Annotated in this window: 16 protein-coding genes; 2 read left to right on the forward strand and 14 right to left on the reverse strand. The window is 73.1% G+C overall.

The window, feature by feature from the left end:
- Positions 1–38 precede the first annotated feature (38 nt).
- Together VGV60_11595 and VGV60_11600 are read left to right on the forward strand one after the other, a co-directional pair.
- On the forward strand, positions 39–920 hold the full coding sequence (locus tag VGV60_11595; GenBank protein ID HEV8701905.1) for a GAF domain-containing protein: 882 nt from the start codon (positions 39–41) through the stop codon (positions 918–920).
- Positions 917–1,300 carry a response regulator gene (locus VGV60_11600; GenBank protein ID HEV8701906.1) on the forward strand — a complete coding sequence of 128 codons (384 nt, stop codon included), beginning with the start codon at positions 917–919 and terminating at the stop codon, positions 1,298–1,300. The genes VGV60_11595 and VGV60_11600 overlap by 4 nt, the downstream gene beginning before the upstream one ends.
- On the opposite strand, the gene asnB is transcribed toward VGV60_11600, so the two are convergent.
- The 14 genes from asnB to VGV60_11670 are packed head-to-tail and all read right to left on the reverse strand — an operon-like array spanning position 1,243 to position 17,789.
- Positions 1,243–3,273: an asparagine synthase (glutamine-hydrolyzing) gene (gene asnB, locus VGV60_11605; GenBank protein ID HEV8701907.1), complete on the reverse strand. Its 2,031-nt coding sequence runs from the start codon at positions 3,271–3,273 to the stop codon at positions 1,243–1,245. The two genes, VGV60_11600 and asnB, sit on opposite strands and share 58 nt — an antisense overlap.
- 6 nt (positions 3,274–3,279) lie before the next feature.
- The gene (locus tag VGV60_11610; GenBank protein ID HEV8701908.1) at positions 3,280–4,422 is read right to left on the reverse strand and encodes a glycosyltransferase family 4 protein; all 1,143 of its coding nucleotides are present in this window, start codon (positions 4,420–4,422) and stop codon (positions 3,280–3,282) included.
- 5 nt (positions 4,423–4,427) lie between these two features.
- Positions 4,428–5,561 (reverse strand): MraY family glycosyltransferase, encoded by a 1,134-nt coding sequence (locus VGV60_11615; protein ID HEV8701909.1) that lies wholly within the window; start codon positions 5,559–5,561, stop codon positions 4,428–4,430.
- Entirely contained in the window at positions 5,549–6,628 is a 1,080-nt protein-coding gene (locus tag VGV60_11620; protein HEV8701910.1) for a DegT/DnrJ/EryC1/StrS family aminotransferase, read from the reverse strand. The genes VGV60_11615 and VGV60_11620 overlap by 13 nt, the downstream gene beginning before the upstream one ends.
- Positions 6,628–7,293, reverse strand: a complete 666-nt coding sequence (locus tag VGV60_11625; protein HEV8701911.1) for a PIG-L deacetylase family protein — start codon at positions 7,291–7,293, stop codon at positions 6,628–6,630. The genes VGV60_11620 and VGV60_11625 overlap by 1 nt, the downstream gene beginning before the upstream one ends.
- A complete protein-coding gene (locus VGV60_11630) occupies positions 7,290–7,985 on the reverse strand; it encodes a WbqC family protein (GenBank protein HEV8701912.1) in 696 nt (231 codons plus the stop codon). The genes VGV60_11625 and VGV60_11630 overlap by 4 nt, the downstream gene beginning before the upstream one ends.
- Positions 7,982–9,505, reverse strand: coding sequence for a hypothetical protein (locus tag VGV60_11635; protein HEV8701913.1), 1,524 nt, complete (start codon positions 9,503–9,505; stop codon positions 7,982–7,984). The genes VGV60_11630 and VGV60_11635 overlap by 4 nt, the downstream gene beginning before the upstream one ends.
- Positions 9,502–10,728: a glycosyltransferase gene (locus tag VGV60_11640; protein ID HEV8701914.1), complete on the reverse strand. Its 1,227-nt coding sequence runs from the start codon at positions 10,726–10,728 to the stop codon at positions 9,502–9,504. The genes VGV60_11635 and VGV60_11640 overlap by 4 nt, the downstream gene beginning before the upstream one ends.
- Complete coding sequence (locus VGV60_11645; GenBank protein HEV8701915.1) at positions 10,725–11,891, reverse strand: glycosyltransferase family 9 protein; 1,167 nt, start codon at positions 11,889–11,891, stop codon at positions 10,725–10,727. The genes VGV60_11640 and VGV60_11645 overlap by 4 nt, the downstream gene beginning before the upstream one ends.
- Entirely contained in the window at positions 11,891–12,784 is an 894-nt protein-coding gene (locus tag VGV60_11650; GenBank protein HEV8701916.1) for a class I SAM-dependent methyltransferase, read from the reverse strand. The genes VGV60_11645 and VGV60_11650 overlap by 1 nt, the downstream gene beginning before the upstream one ends.
- Positions 12,781–13,971, reverse strand: coding sequence for a glycosyltransferase family 4 protein (locus VGV60_11655; protein ID HEV8701917.1), 1,191 nt, complete (start codon positions 13,969–13,971; stop codon positions 12,781–12,783). The genes VGV60_11650 and VGV60_11655 overlap by 4 nt, the downstream gene beginning before the upstream one ends.
- Positions 13,952–15,070 (reverse strand): glycosyltransferase, encoded by a 1,119-nt coding sequence (locus tag VGV60_11660; GenBank protein HEV8701918.1) that lies wholly within the window; start codon positions 15,068–15,070, stop codon positions 13,952–13,954. The genes VGV60_11655 and VGV60_11660 overlap by 20 nt, the downstream gene beginning before the upstream one ends.
- On the reverse strand, positions 15,067–16,149 hold the full coding sequence (locus VGV60_11665) for a glycosyltransferase (protein ID HEV8701919.1): 1,083 nt from the start codon (positions 16,147–16,149) through the stop codon (positions 15,067–15,069). Before VGV60_11665 ends, VGV60_11660 begins: the two co-directional genes overlap by 4 nt.
- Complete coding sequence (locus VGV60_11670) at positions 16,146–17,789, reverse strand: lipopolysaccharide biosynthesis protein (GenBank protein ID HEV8701920.1); 1,644 nt, start codon at positions 17,787–17,789, stop codon at positions 16,146–16,148. Before VGV60_11670 ends, VGV60_11665 begins: the two co-directional genes overlap by 4 nt.
- Position 17,790: the final 1 nt, after the last annotated feature.

The following is a 17,790-nucleotide window of genomic DNA, read 5'->3' on the forward strand; positions in this document are numbered from 1 at the left end:
GATTGCACCGGCGGGGAGCGGGACCTATATTCTGAGCCATGAACCGGAGCCGCGACGCCGGCCCCCAGCCGGGGGAGCGCGACGACATCTCGGCGCGCGGCGAAGAACTGCGGAACATGTTCAGCCGGGCACGCGCCTTCACCGAGGAGCTCCTGCGCGAGAACGAACGGCTGCGCTTTCGCGTCTCCGGCCTGCAGCGCGAGGTGGAGCAGGCCGCGACCCAGGGATCGGCCGCCGGCTCTCCGGCCCTTGCCCAGTTGAACGAGCGGGTGCGCGCGCTGGAGGAGGAGCGGAACGAGCTTCTGGGCCGTTTCCGCCAGGTGGAGGAGATGAACCGGAGCGTCGCGGCGCGCTATGACGAGATCGACGCCCAGAACAACCACCTCGCGAATCTCTACGTCGCGTCCTACCAGCTGCATGCGACGCTGAACTTCGCCGAGGTCCTGGTCACGGTGAAGGAAATCCTGATCAACCTGATCGGGGCGGATGCCTTCGGCATCTTCTGGGTGGACGAGCGCCACCATCATCTGAAAACGGAAGCCAGCCAGGGGATGGGGGACTCGGTCCCCGAGACGATCCGTCCGGATCGCGGGCCGCTGCAACGGGCCGCCGCGGGCGAGTCCTACTACGCGGATCCGCTGCCGGAGTCCGGAGACATCGATCCCGCCCGCCCGATCGCCTGCGTGCCTCTGCGGATCGGCGCGCGCGTCATCGGCGTGATCGCCATCTACCGGCTGCTGACGCAGAAGGAACGCTTCGAGCCGCTCGACTTCGAGCTGTTCACCCTCCTGGCGGGCCACGCCGCCACGGCCCTGTTCAGCTCGAAGCTGTACCAGCGCTCGGAGAAGAAGCTCTCGGAAATCCAGGGGTTCCTGGACCTGCTGACGGCCCCTTCGCCGCAGAGGGCGGGGACGTCATGAGCGCCGCCACCTTCCTGATTGTCGAGGATTCACCCACCATGCGCCAGCTGCTGGCCTTCTCGCTCCGCCGCCTGAAGGAATGCCGGATCATCGAGGCGGTCGACGGCGTGGACGCCCTGAAGAAGCTGACCACGGAGCGTGTCGATCTGGTCATCACCGACATCAACATGCCGATGATGGACGGGCTGAAGCTGATCTCGCTGATCCGCGGGAATCCCCGCACCAAGACCCTTCCGATCATCATCGTGACGACGGAGGGGGCGGAGGAGGACCGCAAGCGCGGCCTGGCCCTCGGGGCGAACGCCTACATTCCGAAGCCGATTCAGCCCTCCGACCTCCTCAGGACAATCGCGTCCCTTCTCGAGTCGTCCCGCAACTGACCGCCGGCCTCCGCCGCGTCCTTCAGATGGATCCGGTGCGGGCCGCGATGCCAGTAGCACAGCGCGAACAGCGCCCACAGGACGGCGCCTCGATCGTGCAGGCGCAGCCGGTGGTCCTCGAGCCACCCCGCGGCCACCCGGTGATCCGCGCCGGCGAGGATGTCGAGCGCCTGCGGCGTCACCACCTCGCGGTACAGGCCCGCCAGGGGCCCGGCCAGCCAGTGACCGACCGGCACCTCGAAGCCGCGCTTCGGGGCGCGCCTCACGTGGCCCGGCACGATGCCGCGCAGCGCCCGGCGCAACAGGCGCTTTCCCGAGAAGGGAGAGAAGTGCTCGCGGCTCGGAAGCGACAGCGCCAGCTCGACCAGGGCCGGGTCGAGAAAGGGGGCGCGCACCTCCAGGGCGTGGCGCATGCTGGTGCGGTCGACCTTGGCGAGCATGTCGTCGACGAGAGGCAGGTCGATCTCCACCGCCAGGGTCGCGTCGAGTCCCCCCCCGAACCGCCGGTAGCGCTCCTCCACCAGGGCCCGTCCAAGGTCGTGGTCCACCGTCCCGGGGCGCAGGGCGCGACGTGCCGGTGCGTCCGTGGCCGACATCCAGAGCGCATGGGCGGCGGCCAGATCGGACGACAGTCCGGACAGGAGGCGGCGCGCCCGTCGCGCGGCCCCCGCGGCCCCGCCGCCGTGTCGCGCGGGGAAGGGGGCGAGGAGCGCCGCCAGGGCGGAGACGGCCTGGGCCGGCAGGGCGTGCAGGAGCCGGTGCGCCGACAAGGCGCGATACAGGCGGTATCCTCCGAAGACCTCGTCCCCTCCGTCGCCCGACAGGGCCACGGTCAGGTCGCCTCGGGCTTCGCGCGCGATGATCGACGAGGCCAGGGCGGAAGAATCCGCAAAGGGCTCGTCGAGGCGATCGAGGACGAACGGAATCTCCGCCTGCAGGCGCGCCGCATCCACCGGCACCTCGCGATGCACCGTGCCGAGGAGAGAGGCGGTGCGCCGGGCACGCGGCGACTCGTCGAAGTACTCGAGGCCCGGGACCGCCATGGAGTAGGTGCGGGGGGGCGCCTTGCGCAGCTGCGCCATCAGCGCCACGACCGCGGACGAGTCCAGCCCGCCGGACAGGAAGGCCCCGAGCGGCACGTCGGCTTCCAGCCGGCAGGCGACCGCGGCGCGCAGCGTGTCGCGGACCGCCTCGTCGACCTTCGGCGGGGCGGGCAGCCGCAGCCGCTCCTCGAGCCGATAGTAGCGCGCGAGGCGCGGCTCGGCGTGCGGGCGCGCCTCGAGATAGGACGCGTGCGGGAGCTTCCTGATCTCGCGATAGATGGTCCAGGGGGCCGGAATGAAGCCGAACGTCAGGTACAGCTCGATGGCCTCCGGATCCACGGTCAGGGCCAGCCCGCCGTGACGCACCAGCGCCCCGATCTCGGAGGCGAAGATCAGGAGACCGCCGGCGCGCGCGTAGTAGAGCGGCTTCTCGCCGAATCGATCGCGGGCCAGGATCAGCCGTCGTTCGCCGGGCCGCCAGTAGGCGAGGGCGAACATGCCGTTGAACCGTGACAGCGCCTCCGGCCCCCAGGCGGAGAGGGCCTCGAGGACCACTTCGGTGTCGGACCGCGATCGGAAGCGTACGCCGCGGGCCATGAGGTCGCGACGCAGCTCGGAGGTATTGTAGAGCTCGCCGTTGTAAACCAGCCAGCCCGTGCCGCCGGCGGCGCGCATCGGCTGCGCCGCGGCGCCGCTGAGGTCGATCACCCTGAGCCGGCGATGCCCGAGCCCGACGATCGCAGCGACCGATCCGGCAGGCCGGCGCTCGTGGGCGTCGGGACCTCCGGTCACGGCGCCCCTCTCCGGCCCCAGAAGGACCACGGCCCCTTCGTCCGGCCCGCGGTGCAGGAGGGCCTGCGTCATGGCCTTCACGGCGAGGTGCCGCACCGGAGACCCATCCAGGCTGAAGGCGCCGGCCACGCCGCACATGAGCGATCAGCCTCCGTTTCCGAGAGAGCGCAGGCAGCGGGCCGTGGCCTCCCAGGGATGAGAGGCCGCCCAGCGGCGCGCACCGTCGGCAAGCCGCTTCAGCTCCACGGGACGGGAGAGGAGGCGCTCCACCTGGACGGCGAACGTCTCCACGTCCTCCGGAGGGACCAGGAGGCCGCTCTCCCCCTCGGCGACCGCCTCCGATACGCCCCCCGTGCGGCCGGCCACGCTCGGCACGCCGAAGCTGGCGGCTTCCAGGAGGCTCAGGCCGAACCCTTCCAGACCGTCATAGCGCCCCGTTTCGCGGCTGAGCTGCACGAAGAGCGTCGCCAGCGCGTAGTGCGCCGGAAGCGCTCCAGGCGGGACGCGGCCGGCGAAGATCACGCGCGCCGAGACACCGCGGGCCCGCGCCAGATCCTGGAGGGCCGCCCGGTTCGGACCGTCCCCGACGATGAGGAAGGACAGATCCGGGAACCGCCCGAGCAGGCGGGGGAGGGCCTCGATCACGATGTCGTGCCCTTTCATCGGGATCAGGCGGGACACCGAGAGAAGGACCGGCCCCTCGCCGAGCGCGTACTCGCTGCGCAGCGCCCGGACCCGCTCGGGGGAGACGGTCGGAGCGGGATCGACCCCCATCGGCAGGACGATGATCCGCCGCGCCGCCCCCGGGAGGAGCCGATCGACCAGCGAGGCGGTGAAGCGGCTGTTGGCGACCACGGTGTGGGCATGGCTCAGGATGAAGCGCGCCAGACGTCGCCAGGGCTCCCGGTCGGCGTAGTCGGCCAGGTCGGCCCCGTGCACGAGCACGGCATAGCGGACGTGCCACAGGCGCGCCAGGACGGCCATGGGGGCGCCAATCGAGAGGAGCTGGCCGCAGACCAGATAGTCGAACCGCCGCCTGAGGAGAAGCGCCGTCAGGTGGATCCCGCCGAACAGGGCGCGAGCCACTCGTCGGATCCCGCCGCCGTGACCGGGGAGCCAGCGGCGCACGACCTCGATCGGCAGCCCGGCGTCGATCGCCTGATCGCCGGCGGCGCGGGGCGCCAGGACGAGCGCTTCCTCCCGCCCGAGGTGCCGGGCCAGGCCGTGGTAGAGGGTGGCCTCGCCCCCCAGAAGCGGCGGAAAGTCGTTGACCGCCAGGAGCAGCATGCGGCTCACCGGCCCTCGCGGCCCGAAGCGCCGCCGGGTGACGGCGGCGATCGCCGCGATCCGGTGCGCGCGGCCGACCCTTCCAGCACGGCGACCACCAGGAGCACCAGGGCCCCGTGCACCAGGAAGATGAACGCCACGGGGCCGTCGCCCCGGCGCAGGCCGAGCGCCGAGAGCCCGAGGCCGAGCGCCAGGGCCAGGATCAGCGCCAGGGCGCGCTTCTGGTTCCCGAGGAGGTCGGCGAATCGATGGTGGATGTGGTCGCGCCCCACGAAATCGATCCACTGGCGGAAGCTCCGGACCCGCCCCGAGGCCACGCGCGACACCGTGGTCTGGATCATGTCGTAGATCAGGACGCTGAAGATCAGCACCGGGGTGGCCAGCGCGACGAGGGGATCCCCCTCGGCCCAGTCTTCCTTGATCGCCAGGGAGGCGAGGAGGAAGCCGACGCTGGCGCTTCCGGAGTCGCCCAGGAAGATGCTGGCGGGACGGGTGGCGCGCAGGTTGTGCGGGAGGAACCCGAGAAGGGCCCCGGCGAGCGCCGCGCACGCCGCCGCCAGCCCCCCCTGGCCCGAGGACTGGGCGACCAGCCCGAGGAGCATGGCGATGAGCGCCCCCAGGGAGGCCGCCAGGCCGTCCATGCCGTCGATGAAGTTGTAGGCGTTCGTGATGCCGACGATCCACACGATCGACAGGAGGACGTTCGCTGCGGCGCCGGCGGCCCCGGGGAGGAGATTGAGCCGCACCCCCGCGCCGATCACCAGGAGGGCGCACACGAGCTGCAAGCCGAGACGCAGGCGGGCCGAAAGCCCGCGCGTGTCGTCCACCGCCCCCGCCAGCATCAGGGCGAGCGCCGCCGCCGCGATGCAGAGCATGGTGCGGTCGATGGTCGAGGTGCGTCCCATCGCCAGGACGAAGGCCGAGATCACCGCCACACCGCCGAGCTTGGGGGTCGGCGCACCGTGCTTCTTGCGCGCATCCGGAAGGTCGAGGGCGCCGCCGCGCCGCGCCACCAGGCTCACGAAAGGCGTCAGGCCGAAGGCCGCGAGAAAGGCGACCAGGGCGATCTCCGGGGCGCCGCCGCCGGGCGGGCGCGCCAGGAGCCACACCCCGACCGCGAGGAGAGCTAGGACAGGCACTGCCGCACCTCCGTGATGACCCGCTCCACCTCCCGATCGGTCAGGGCGGGGAAGATCGGCAGGGAGACCATCTCCCGCTGCGCCCGTTCGGCGTGGGGGAACGGCTCCCGCAGGCCGAGCAGGACGTGCAGCGGCGTGTGCACAGGTCTTCGGGCCACGATGCCGCGCCGGTTCAGCTCGCGGAGACAGCGATCGGCGTCCGGGAGGCGCACGCCATACCGGTAGACCAGCGGATCGATGCCGGGAGGGGAGGGAGGGCGGGCGAGTCCGAGCGGGGCGAACGCCTCGTCGTAACGCCGGGCAATGGCGGCGCGCCTGTCGCGAAACGCCCCCAAGCGTCCCAGCTGCACCCGCAGAATCGCCGCGTGCAGGTCCCCCATGAGGCCGTTCACCCTTGGACGGTCGTCGGGCTGCTCGTCGTGGGACGCCAGATCGACGACGGACGCCAGGAGGCGAGCCGGCGTGGCCGCCACGCCCCCTCCCGGACCGCCGCAGGTCAGGGGCTTGGTCGGGCCGAACGAGAAGACCGCCAGGTCTCCGCGCGAGCCGACCGGCGCTCGATCGACGGAGGCCCCGATCGCCTGCGCGCAGTCCTCGACGACCCGGATCCCCCGGGCCCTGAACGGCTCGATCCGGACCGGCACGCCGAACGGATGCACCACGATGGCGGCGCCGACCGGCCCCCGGGCGCGCCGATCCAGGTCTTCGAGGGACAGGCCGAGGGTCTGCGGGTCGATGTCGCACACCAGGGGGCGCGCCGGGACGGCCCGGACCGCGTGGAGGAGGGCGGCGCAGGCATAGCTCGGCAGGGCCACCTGATCGCGCGGCTGGACGCCGATCGCCCGCAGAGCCAGGGTCAGCGCCGTGGTCCCCGAGGAGAGCAGCACCGCGCCGGTGCAGCCGGCCAGGCCGGCGAGCCGCTCCGCGGCCGCCGCGGCCTGCGCCCCGGGGGCCAGCCAGCCGGAGCGCAGGACGCCCAGGGCGGCCCCCTCCTCCTCCCGGCCCAGGCAGGGGCGCGCATGGGGCACCGGCGTCTCGGCGTGCGGTACCCGGAGCGCCTGCCGCATCAGCGCCCCCGCCTGCGGCGAGAGAGGGCGCGATGGGCCGCCGGGGTCTCCGTGACGTTGATGAACAATCGCAGCGGCGCGAACCCTTCGGCCCAGCGCACGCGTCCCTGCACGCCGCGGAAATGGGCGGAGGCCTCGGCGATCTCGCAGATGGCGGTCCCCTCGATGCGGGTCTTCATGACCTGGCTCCGGTGAGTCTGGAGCGCGCGGATCTTCCCGCGGATCTCGTCGGCGATGTCGATGAACACGGTGGGGGTGAATTCGACGGTCGTCGGCCCTTCATAGAAGAGGACGTTGCGCGCGTGGCGTGTCGCCGACACGGCGGCGCGCGCCACCTGGCGGTGATCCTGGTGGGTGTCCTCGGGGTAATTGACGAAGATGAAGTCGGGCCGGACCGCCGCCAGGGCGCGCTCGATGCGGTCGATCAGGTGCCGCACCGTCGGGAGCAGGGTGTCGCGATAGCCGCCCCAGTGGACCCGCCCCGCCCCCAGCACGCGCGCCGCCGCGAGCTGCTCGCGGCGGCGGATGCGGGCGTCGCCGCCGCGCGAGCCGTCGGTCATGACCAGGAGTTCGATGCGGGCCCCCTTCCCCGCATACTTCATGAGCGTGCCGCCGCAGCCGAATTCGACGTCGTCGGGATGGGCGCCGATCGCCAGGATGTTCACGCCGCCTCCCGGGTGGCGCGGATGCGCGCGATGCTGCCGGGGCCGCAATTGCAAAGCAGATCGAGGGCGGAGAGATGCGGCTCGAATCCGGGGTACGACTGCGGGTACACCGGATGACGGAAATCCTGGAAGTCGACCCGGACATCCGCCCGCCGCCAGGCCTCCAGATCCATGTAGGCCGCCCCTCCGGCCCCCGCCAGGTACTCGGAGCAGGCGAAATGGCGGCAGAGCGCGATCAGCCTCTCGTCCGCCCCGTCGGGGAGGCCCGGGACGTCCGAGGCGAGGGAGATCGGAGTGCGCGCGCCGAGCAGGTCGGCGAGCAGCCGCACGGTGCGCTGGTTGAGGTGCGCCAGGCTCGGGTGGGTCTCGTCCAGGAGGGCCTCGAGCGCCGGCATCACCGCCGCACGATAAGGGGAGCGGGCGTAGTGGGTGCGCAGCGCCTCGCGGTGCTTCCGGCGCCACCGGCCGCCTTCGTCGTCCAGCGTGACCTCGCGGATCGACATCGGGAAGCGGTAGTGGACCGGGACCGTCAGCCACTGCCAGCCGTCCCGCGTGCGGATCCGGTTGCGGTTCTGCCACTCGTTCTTCTTGTACTGCACGACATCGAGCAGGACGAACCTGTCGACGCGATCCAGCTTGTCGAAATACCCCAGCCACGGCAGATACTGCGGCTGGTGCGCCGCCAGCCTCATGCCCCCTCCTCGGCGCCCCGAACGACGAAGATCGGATTGCTGATCAGCCGGTAGGGATAGGCCCCCTCGACGTCCAGGCGGTACGACGTCGCGCCCGGTGTGTCGTCCTCGACGGCCGCCTCGAACGGGGGGGACGCGCGGTTCGACCAGATGACGCGTCCGTCGCGCACCAGACGCGCCATGGCGGGGGCGCCGTCGCCGCCGGACACCGCCAGGCGGATGGTCACCGGCCCGCGGGAGCGCAGGGTCGCTCCGGCGATCGCTTCCGCTTCGTCGGACCTCACGCTCCACTCCGTCAGGCCGAGGGGAGGCTTCCGGTCGGGCGTCCAGCGCCCGTACATTCTTCCCTCCTTCATGGCTTCCAGGACGCCGGCGTGCGTCCGCTCCTGCACCTGCATGACCGTCTGCAGGATTCCCAGGTCGATCGCCCCGGCCGCGCGGTGCTCGTCGAGCTCCGCCAGAGCGAACGGCGCGCTCCTTCGCCGGCCCTGGAGATGGTCGCGGAGCGCCTGGTCCCACAAGCCCCCGGCCGGCAGGAGCGATTTCACCCCTTCGGGCATGGCGCCGAAGGCGTCCGCGTCCGTCTTCAAGAGCAGACCGCCGTAAGACTCCGTGGACAGGCGGACCCCCAGGAATTCCTTGTCAGCCGCCGCCTCCGGGTGGGCCCAGGCGATGAAGCCTCCGAGATCGTGGACCCGATCCTCCAGCAGGCGGAACGGCGCCTCGCCGGGATCCCCGGCCACCGGGCTGAAGCGCTCCACCTTGAATGGGAAGCCGAGGACGAGCAGCACGAGCGCCGTCGACCCCAGGAGGGTCTCGCCGATCGGCAGCCGCCTCCGCCGCAGGCGGAACTGTCGTATCCGGGTTTCGTGGTAGACGGGCCGCAGGGCGCGCCGGCCCGACCAGGCGAGGGCGATGGCGGGCAGCAGGTAGAGGAGGGACCAGGCGGCATAGCGCCCGCCGGAGAGATTGCCGGCCACGGGAAGGCGCGCCAGCTCGCCGGCGTTCTCGATGCCAATCACCAGAGCGTGGCGGTGCCAGCCTTCCAGGCGCAGCGTGCGCGTCAGGAGCGAGCCGCTCCAGCGGGCGTACGGACTGACTTCGATTCCGGGCAGGACCAGGATGCCGGTCTCCGCTTCGGCCGCGGCGAGGGACTTCAGGTAGCTCGCGATCCCACGCGACTTCACGGAGGGGCGGGACAGGGCGACCCCCGTGACGTTCCCCAGGGGCCAGGGGGCGTAGGCCACTCGCTCCAGGAAATGGTCGGTGACGATCAGAGCGTCGACCCCGGCGAGGCGCGCCGCGCGCGCCATCTCGACCGGCGTGGCGAGACCGTCGCTCAGGGTGGTGTGCAGGTGCACCACGGCCACGAGGTCGGAGTACCTCGCGCCGCCCGCGCGGCCAGGCGCCTCCGCCGCGCGGGCGTCGAACATGGCGCACGCCGTCAGGAGGGCCAGCGCCAGGCCCCGCAGCGCGCGGGGGCGCCGGTCCCGGGGGGAACCGCCGGAGGCAGCGGTCATCGGATCACCTTGCGGTAGATCTTCAGGAGGGCGTGGTTCATTCTGCCGGCGCCGAAGGCCACCGCGCGGGACCTGGCGCGTCGCCCGTAGTGGGCCGCCAGACGCTCGTCCGCCGCCAGCCTCGAGATCGCCGCGGCCAGCGCCTCGGGGTCGCCCGGGGGGACCAGGATGCCGGCCCCTCCCTCCTCCAGGACCTCCGGAACGCCGCCGACCGCGGTGCCGACGACCGGGAGGCCCACCGCCATGGCTTCGATGAGGGCCCTTCCCATCCCCTCGTTTCTCGATGCGAGCACGAACAGGTCGAGGGCCGGGAGGACGTCCTCGGGCCTCACCCACGATCCTCCGACCACCACACGCTCCGCCATGCCGGCGTCCCTTGCCCGCTCCAGGAGGCGGCCCCGCAGGGGCCCGTCCCCGCCGACCACCAGGCGCAGACGGGGCGTGGACGATGCCGCCAGGAGGAAGGCGTCCAGGAGCTCTGCGACCCCCTTCACGGGCTCGAGCCGGCACAGCGTTCCGACCACGAAATCCTCGGGGGAAAACCGCCAGCGACGCCGGCATTCGGGCCGGCGGGCACGGGCGCGTCGATAGGGCCGCAAATCGATCCCGGAGCGCACGACGGTGAAATCGCCGGGACGGCCGATGCCACGGCACAGGTGCTCCTCGGCGCCGCGCCAGGACAGGGCGATCTGGCGACTTGCCAGAGGCGCGAGGAGGCGCTCGGCCAGGACCACGAGCGCCGTCCCGATCGGTCCGTGGTAGCCGTAGAACAGGTGTCCGTGGGGCTGGTGGACGAGCGGCGGGCGGCCGCCCAGGAATGCCGCCAGGCGGCCGAGGGCGCCGGCCTTCGAGGTGTGCGTGTGCACGACGTCGAAGCGCCGGTCGCGCACGAGCCTCCGGATCGCGCCGAGCGCCCTCAGGTCCTGCAGGGGGGACGGCCGGCGCACCAGGAAATCGATCTGGAGAATTTCGAGACCGGGCTGCGTCCGGGCTGCGGCCAGAAGGGGGCTGGGGATCGCGGACGGTCCGGAGACCAGGGTCACGCGGTGACCGCGCCGCGCGGCCCCCATCGCCTGCAGCAGCGTGCAGTCGGAGGAGCCGCCGCGGTCGAGCCGTGTGATGACATGCAGGATGGCGAGGGAACGCGCACGGGCGCGCGGGCGCGGGACACGGCGCGCGGGCACGGCCGACGCGGCTGCCGGGCGGGGCGCGACGGCGCTCATCGGGCCTCCTGCTGCGGCAGGAGGGCCGCCACGACCGCCTCCGCCTGCGCCAGGACATCCTCGGGCTCGATCGAGCGCAGGCAAGTGTGGTGCCAGCAGCGCCCCCTGTGGCACGGGGAGCACGGCAGATCACGGCGCACGACGCGATCGGCCGGCCCGCGCGGCGCGAAGCGCAGGGGATCGGTCGGCCCCATCACGGACACGGTGGGAAGCCCGAGCGCCGACGCGATATGCAGAGGCCCGGAGTTGTTGCCGATGAACAGATCGCAGGCCGAGAGGACCGCCATCATCTCGCGCACGCTCAAGGGTCCGGTGGACAGAGCGTCCGGCGTGGCGGCGCAGATGCGCTCCACGAGGTCCTGTTCATCCGGTCCCGCCACCACGATGCACGCCGCCCCGATTCTTCCGGTGAGACCGCTCACCAGCTCGGCGAAGCGCTCTGCCGGCCAGCGCTGGCTGGGGAAATGGCCTCCGGGGTGGACGGCGACGCGCGGTGCGGCCGCCCCGAGCGCGGCCAAGTGGGCCTGGGCGGCGCCGCGCTCCTCCGGGGTGACGTGGATCACCGGCCGTCGATTTCCCGGCTCGATCCCGAGCGAGGCGATCAGATCGCGATTCAGGTCGACGACGTGCCGGCGCGGATCGGCCCTGGGACCGCGCAGGCTGAAGAACGCCTGCCGCCCGAAGGCGCAGAATCCGGCGCGGAGCGGCGCGCGGGTGGCGCGCGCCAGGAGAGCCCCGCGCAGGTCCTCGTCGGGGGTGAAATCGATGACCAGGTCGAATCGTCCGAGGAGGTCCGCCGGCAGCCGCCGGTCGATCAGGGGCGCCCGCCGGTCGACTGCCGGGTGGGCCTCGAGCAGGGCCAGTGCCCCGGGGGGCGCCAGGACGGTGATCTCGGCGCGGCGAAAATGGTCCTTCAAATCCTGAAGGGCCGGGGTGGTCAGGGCCATGTCACCGAGCCGGTCGCACCGGATGACCAGGATGCGGGAGACCCGCGACGGCGACGGCATGCGGCGGACCCGACGCCGCAGGAGGCCGAGGGGCAGGAGGACGGCCGAGCGCAGAGCCAGCCAGGCGAGGCGCGCCGCGCGCCGCGCGCGGTCGGCGATCATCCGGTCGGGGGGCCGCACGACCTCGAGACGGATCCGGGCATCCGAAGGGATCATCAGGGCCTCCGGCAGAACGCGACCATGGCGTCGGTCAGAAGACGGCGCGACACGATCGACAGGAAGGCCGCCAGGGCATCGATCCCCCGCTTCGGCAGAGTCAGGGCGCAGCGGTCCGGCCGCAGCTCGACGGTGGTGAAGCCCCGGCGCGCGAGGAATGCGGGAAGCGTCCGGGGATCGAAATGGCTGATGTGCGGCTCGCGCGCGCCGGTCTCGTACAGCGGCAGAGGCCGGCCGCGCGCCAGCCGGTAGGCGGCCCGCATCGGAAGGTTGTCGAGGTTGGGCACGGCCACGACCAGCAGACCCCCGGGGCGCAGACGGGCGCGCGCGGCGTCGAGCATCGTCCCCGGATCCACCAGGTGCTCGAGGACGTGCCACAGCGTGACCACGTCGAACGGGCCCCGCAGGCCCCGCTCGCGCGCCAGGTCTCCGACCGCCACCGGCCGCCCGAGACGCTGGGACGATCGTCGCGCCCCTTCGGGGGAGAATTCGATGCCGTCGACGCGCCACCCCGCCTCGCGGGCCACGCTCAGGAAGAGCCCGTCGCCGCAGCCGACGTCGAGGAGCGTCCCGAGACGCGACCGCGCTTCGATCAGGCCCAGGCGCCGTCTCCAGAGACGCAGGCGGGATCGGGCCTCTCGCCCCTGCCACGGCTCGTAGTACACGGGGCCGTAAGACTGGTGCGTGATGGCCTCCGCCGGGACGGGATCGATGTAGACCAGGCGGCATTGCAGGCAGCGGACGGCGTGGCTCTCGGAGGGGAGGGACACGGGGCCGCGCGCCCCGCAGCCCGGGCAGGGGCGCGCGGGGGAGGCCGGCGGTTGGATGTCCGGTACCCGTCGCCCTGCGGCGTCCACGGGCGCGGGCTGTGGGCCCCGATCGGGATCGGTCATGGCATCACCTCCCGGGCCCGGCCCCCGACCTTCCCGCCCGGCCCGGCCAGGGTGGGGGCCTGGCGCGGCCGCAGCAGCTCGTCGTAGACGGCGGTCGTTTCGTCGATCATCCGCTCGATGCCGAAATGGGTCCGCGCCCGCGCGACGCCGGCGGTCGCGAGGCTGCGGCCGAGCTCCGGACTGGAGGCGATCCTCGCCGCGGCGCGTCCCAGGGCATCCGGGTCCCCGGAAGGGACCAGGAGCCCGCTCAGGCCCGGTTCGATGATCTCGGGGATGCCACCCACGGCCGACGCCACGACCGGCACCTCGGCGAACAGCGCTTCGATCACCACCCGGGGAAGCGCCTCGTGACGCGACGGGTGCAGCAGGAGATCGAACGCCCGAAGGAGCCGTCCCGCGTCGGGGCGGTCGCCGGCGAGACGCACCGCGCCGGCCGCCCCGGCGGCGGCAGCGCGCAGCGAGCAGGTGTGGGCCCACCGGCCGTCGACATCGAGCGGGCCGAGGAAGGTGAGAAGGGCAGACGGAGCGACCCGCCGGATGGCGAACAGGGCCGCGAGGGCATCGTCCCGCCCCTTGTCCTCCTCCACCCGGCCGACCACGCCGCAGACGAACGGATCGGGCGGCAGGCCGAGGGCGGCGCGGGCGTCGGCCCGCGGCAGGAAGTGGATGTCCGGAAGCCCGGTGCGCACGACGCGCATCGCGGGGGAGCGCCGCACCGCCGCGCTCCGCTCGGAGGCGGCGCGGGAGACGGAGATGATCCTGTCGGACAGCGACACCAGAAGGCGATCGGACACCGCGGATGAAGGACGCGAAGCGCGCACGTGCCAGACGTGCGGGCGGCGCAGGAATCGCCCGGCGAGGCCGCCGTACACGGCGGTGCGAGGCGAGTCGCTGTGCAGGAGGTCGGCCCCCAGCCGGCGCGCCAGCCGGACCAGGCGCTCCAGGGCGATCAGGGGGCCGAACCCGCCCCGGGACAGCAGCGGCGGCAGGGGCAGGGCCGCCCACTCCGTCCCCTGGCCTTCCAGGGCGTCCGTGAGAGGTCCCGGCCCGGGGACGACCGCCAGCGGCCGCAGGCCGCGGGGGCGCAGCCGGCTCGAGAGATCGCACAGGCTCCGCTGCCCCCCGCCGTAGAGATCGGAGCGCTCGCTCAGGAACAGAATGGTCCTCTCAGGCCGCGCGCCGCTCACTCAGGACCTCCTCGTACACGCTCTCCACCCGCCTCGTCATCGAGGCGGCCCGGAAGCGCGACTCGACCCGTCTCTTCCCCGCCGCCCCCAGCGCGCGGCGTTCCGCCGGACTCGCCAGCAGGCGCCCGATCGCCAGGGACAGGGCCCGGACGTCGCCGGGCGGCACCAGGAGTCCCGTCCGGCCGTCCTCCACGGCTTCAGGCAGCCCGCCCAGGCGGCTTGCGATGACCGGAAGGCCGGCGTCCATTCCCTCGAGCGCCGCCAGACCGAACCCCTCCCGCTCGATGGAGGGCGCGACCAGGAGATCGAAAGCCGGCAGGAGGGCGCGGGCGTCGGGCCGCTCGCCGGCGAAGACAACCCGGACCCGCCCCTGCAGGGTGACGGCCTCCGACTCGAGCCTGGGGCGCTCGGGGCCTTCGCCGACCAGCACCAGGGTCGGGCTCGGCGGCCCGCCGGAGAGCTGTCCCGCGGCGTGCATCAGGATGAGCTGCCCCTTGTGGCGCGACAGTCCTCCCACGCATCCGACGATCGGACCGGCTCCCGGATTCAATCCGAGGCGCTCGAACGCTTGGGCCCGGCTGGCTGGCGGAGGGGGATCGATGCCGTTCGGAATGACCGACAGGAGGTGGGGCGGCGCATCCAGATCCCGCCTCGCGTGGCGGGCCACCGATTCCGAACAGCACACGACACGCCGGGTCAGGCGGAGGAGGAAGTGCTCGCGCCGGCGATGCCTCGCCTCGAAGGTGGAATCGACCGTGTGCAGGTGGTGCACGGCAACCGCTCCGCCCGCCCACCACCTCGCGACCCGTCCCACGACGCCGGCGAAGTGACCGTGGGAGTGCACCACGTCGGCCCCCGATTCCCTGATCGCCCGGGCCGCCGACAGAATGTCGCGCGGACCGTAACCGCGCCCGCCCAGGATCCGCACCCGCGTTCCGAGCGCCTCGATCTCGCGCGCCACGGGGCCCCCCTTCACCGCGCAGAGGACCTCCACTTCGAAGCGACGCCCGTCGGCGTGCCGCACGAGCGCCTGCACCACACGCTCCAGACCGCCCGTCCCCAGCGCCTCCACCAGGTGGACGATGCGCACGACCCTCATCGGGATCCTCCCGCCGCCCCGGACCGCGCCGGGGGCCAGGTGGCCGCCGCCGGGACGAAGTCCTTCGCCGCCGGATCGAGGAGGACGCTCGCCCGGTGCCCGTAGGTGTGCCGGGCCAGTACCTCGGCCCGCCCCGCCCGCGCCACGGCCAGGCGGAGGGCGTCGTCTGCCAGCGCCTGCTCGACGCGGGCGCGCATCTCCTCGCCGCTCGAGAACACGGACAGATGCTCCCCGTCCCGGAACAGGCGCAGGACATCCCCCTGCCGGTTGACGACCTGGAAGGCGCCGCACGCCAGGATCTCGAAGACGCGGGTACTGGCCAGATCTCCCGACGCCTCGATCGGCCCGAACGCGCCGTAATGGATATTCAGGACGACCTTGGATCGCGCGTAGAGCCGGCGCCAGGCGGCGGGCCTCAGGGGGCCGCCCCGGATCATCGGGCGCACGATGGGATCGTCCGCCGCCCGCTCCCAGCCGGGTCCCCAGACGCCGACGGACAGGCCGCGCAGGAACCTAAGGAGAACCTGGCGCTCCGGATAATGTGAGCCGATGAAGACGACCGGCGGCACCGTCTCGGGGCCCCGCCACGCGGGGGCCGCCTCCACCGCTTCGGGACGGTGCGCCTCCGGGTCGCAGCCGAACGGGAGCCAGAAGGAACGCGCGAGGCCGGCCTCGCGATGCCGGGCCGCGGCGAACGACGAGCCGAGAAAGAAGGAGTCGTACGCGTCGGCCATCCGGAGCCCCGCGTGGAATTCGGCCGGATAGTCCGAGAACCAGTTCACGCAGCGGACGCCTTGGTCGCGCAGCCGCTCGATGGTCCTCCGGGTCAGGACGGCCCCTTGATTGACAATCAGGAGATCGGGCCGCACGCGGCGCGCCAGCCGAAGGAGGCGCGCGTTCAGCCGGTCCCGATCGAGCCGATCCAGGGTGGGCCAGCGCTGGCGCAGGCGGCCGGGCAGGAGGAAGTCGCGGTGATCGAACCGCGTCACCTCGTGACCGAGGCGCGACAGCGCGGCGGCGAGATAGTCCGGGAGCGCCTCGAAGCGGGGGTTGGAGGCCCCAGACAGGATGGTCTTCATGTTCGCCCCGCCGCGCCGAGCGCCGCGTGCGGGCCCGCCGGCCCGGAGGCGCGCGGGCCGGCCGCGCGGCCGGCGCCGGGCAGCGCCCCGGCGAGCGCGGCGAGATCGTCGCGCGTGAACGCCCGCAGCCAGACCGCGAGCAGGAACGCGGCGGACACGAGGACGATCCCCTCTGGGAGGAGGCGCGTCAGCGCCGCGGTCCGCGTCGCGACCGGCAGGTGCGCTCCCAGCACGGCCAGGCGCAACGCACCGCCGGCGAGCAGGCCGCCGAGCCCGGCCAGGACGGGAGCGGGGACGGCGAGACCGGTGGGACGAACGAGACGTGGAGCGATCCGGAGCGCGCCCCGGGTGAGCAGGGCCGCGGCCAGCGCCGCCCCGAGAAGCGCCGCGGCGGCCACGCCGGGGGCCCCGTACGGGGCCGCCAGGCCCGCGGCCAGGCCGACGTGCACGAGCGACCCGCCGAGCGCGGCGCGGGCCTCGGGTCCCGGTCGGCCCATCCCCCGCAGGACGAGACGAAGCGGCGACACCATGAAGCTCAGGGCCGCGGCCGCGGCGAGCAATCGCGCCGCGGTGGCCGAGGCCTGCGGAATGTCGCGTCCCGTCCAGGCCCTGAGGACCGCCTCGGCGTCGAGCAGGACCAATGCGAGACAGGGGACGGCCAGAAGCGCCACGTAACGCGTGGCACGCTCGACGAGGGCGCGGACACTCTGATCGTCGCCGCGCGCATCGAGCCGCCCCGCCAGGGGCTGGATGACAGGCAGGGGCAGGGCCGCGATCTGCAGGATCCCGGCGATCTTCGCGCCCAGATCGTAGAGGCCCGCGGCGACGAATCCGGACGCTCCGGCCAGGAGAAGGCGGGGGAGGTGCGCGCCGAGGATCTCCGAGACGCGCACGATCTGGATGCGCATGCCAAACGACAGGAGCTCCCGCCATTCGGCTCTCCCTGCCGCGAACGGCACGGGCCTCAGACCCGGCACGAGACGGTGCGCCGCCGTCGCTTCGAGGAACGACGCCAGCCCGGCGGCCAGAAGCGAGTTGAGCGCCATGCCACGAAGCCCGAAGCCGCCAGAGAGCGCCAGGGCGGCGCCGCACCCCTCCAGCAGAGAGACGGTCGATCCGATTCGTCCGAGCCGGTCCAGGCGCTGCGCCCCGGCGACCACGCCGCGGTAGCCCGAGAGGACCGTGCGCAGCACCACGGTGGCCAGCGTGCAGCCGAAGACGGTGGCGGCCTGCCCCGCGAGGGGTCCGCCGGGCACGACGAGCCCCAGGGCGCGCGGACCGCACACCAGGGCGATCGCCGACAGGAGGATCCCCAGGCCCAGGTGGAATCCCATTCCGGCCCCCAGAATCCGGTTGAGGCCGGCCGTGTCGGAGATCGCGATCGCCTTCGACGTGAACCGGCTGTAGGACGCCCCGACGCCGAGATCCAGGAGATGGGTCGTGTGGGCGAGCGACCAGGACGCCCCCCAGAGCCCGAGCCCCTCGATCCCGCAGGCGCGTACGACGAAGGGGGTCAGGACCAGCCCGACGAGCGCCGAGGTGGCCGACTCGATCCCGCCCCAGGCGACCCCCCTGGCGGCCGCGGTCTTCTCGCCGTGCGCGTCGAGTCCGCGAGCGTCGGGACGGCCCGTGCGCTCCATG

The sequence above is a fragment of the Candidatus Polarisedimenticolia bacterium genome, assembly GCA_036001465.1.
Taxonomy (GTDB): domain Bacteria; phylum Acidobacteriota; class Polarisedimenticolia; order Gp22-AA2; family Gp22-AA2; genus Gp22-AA3.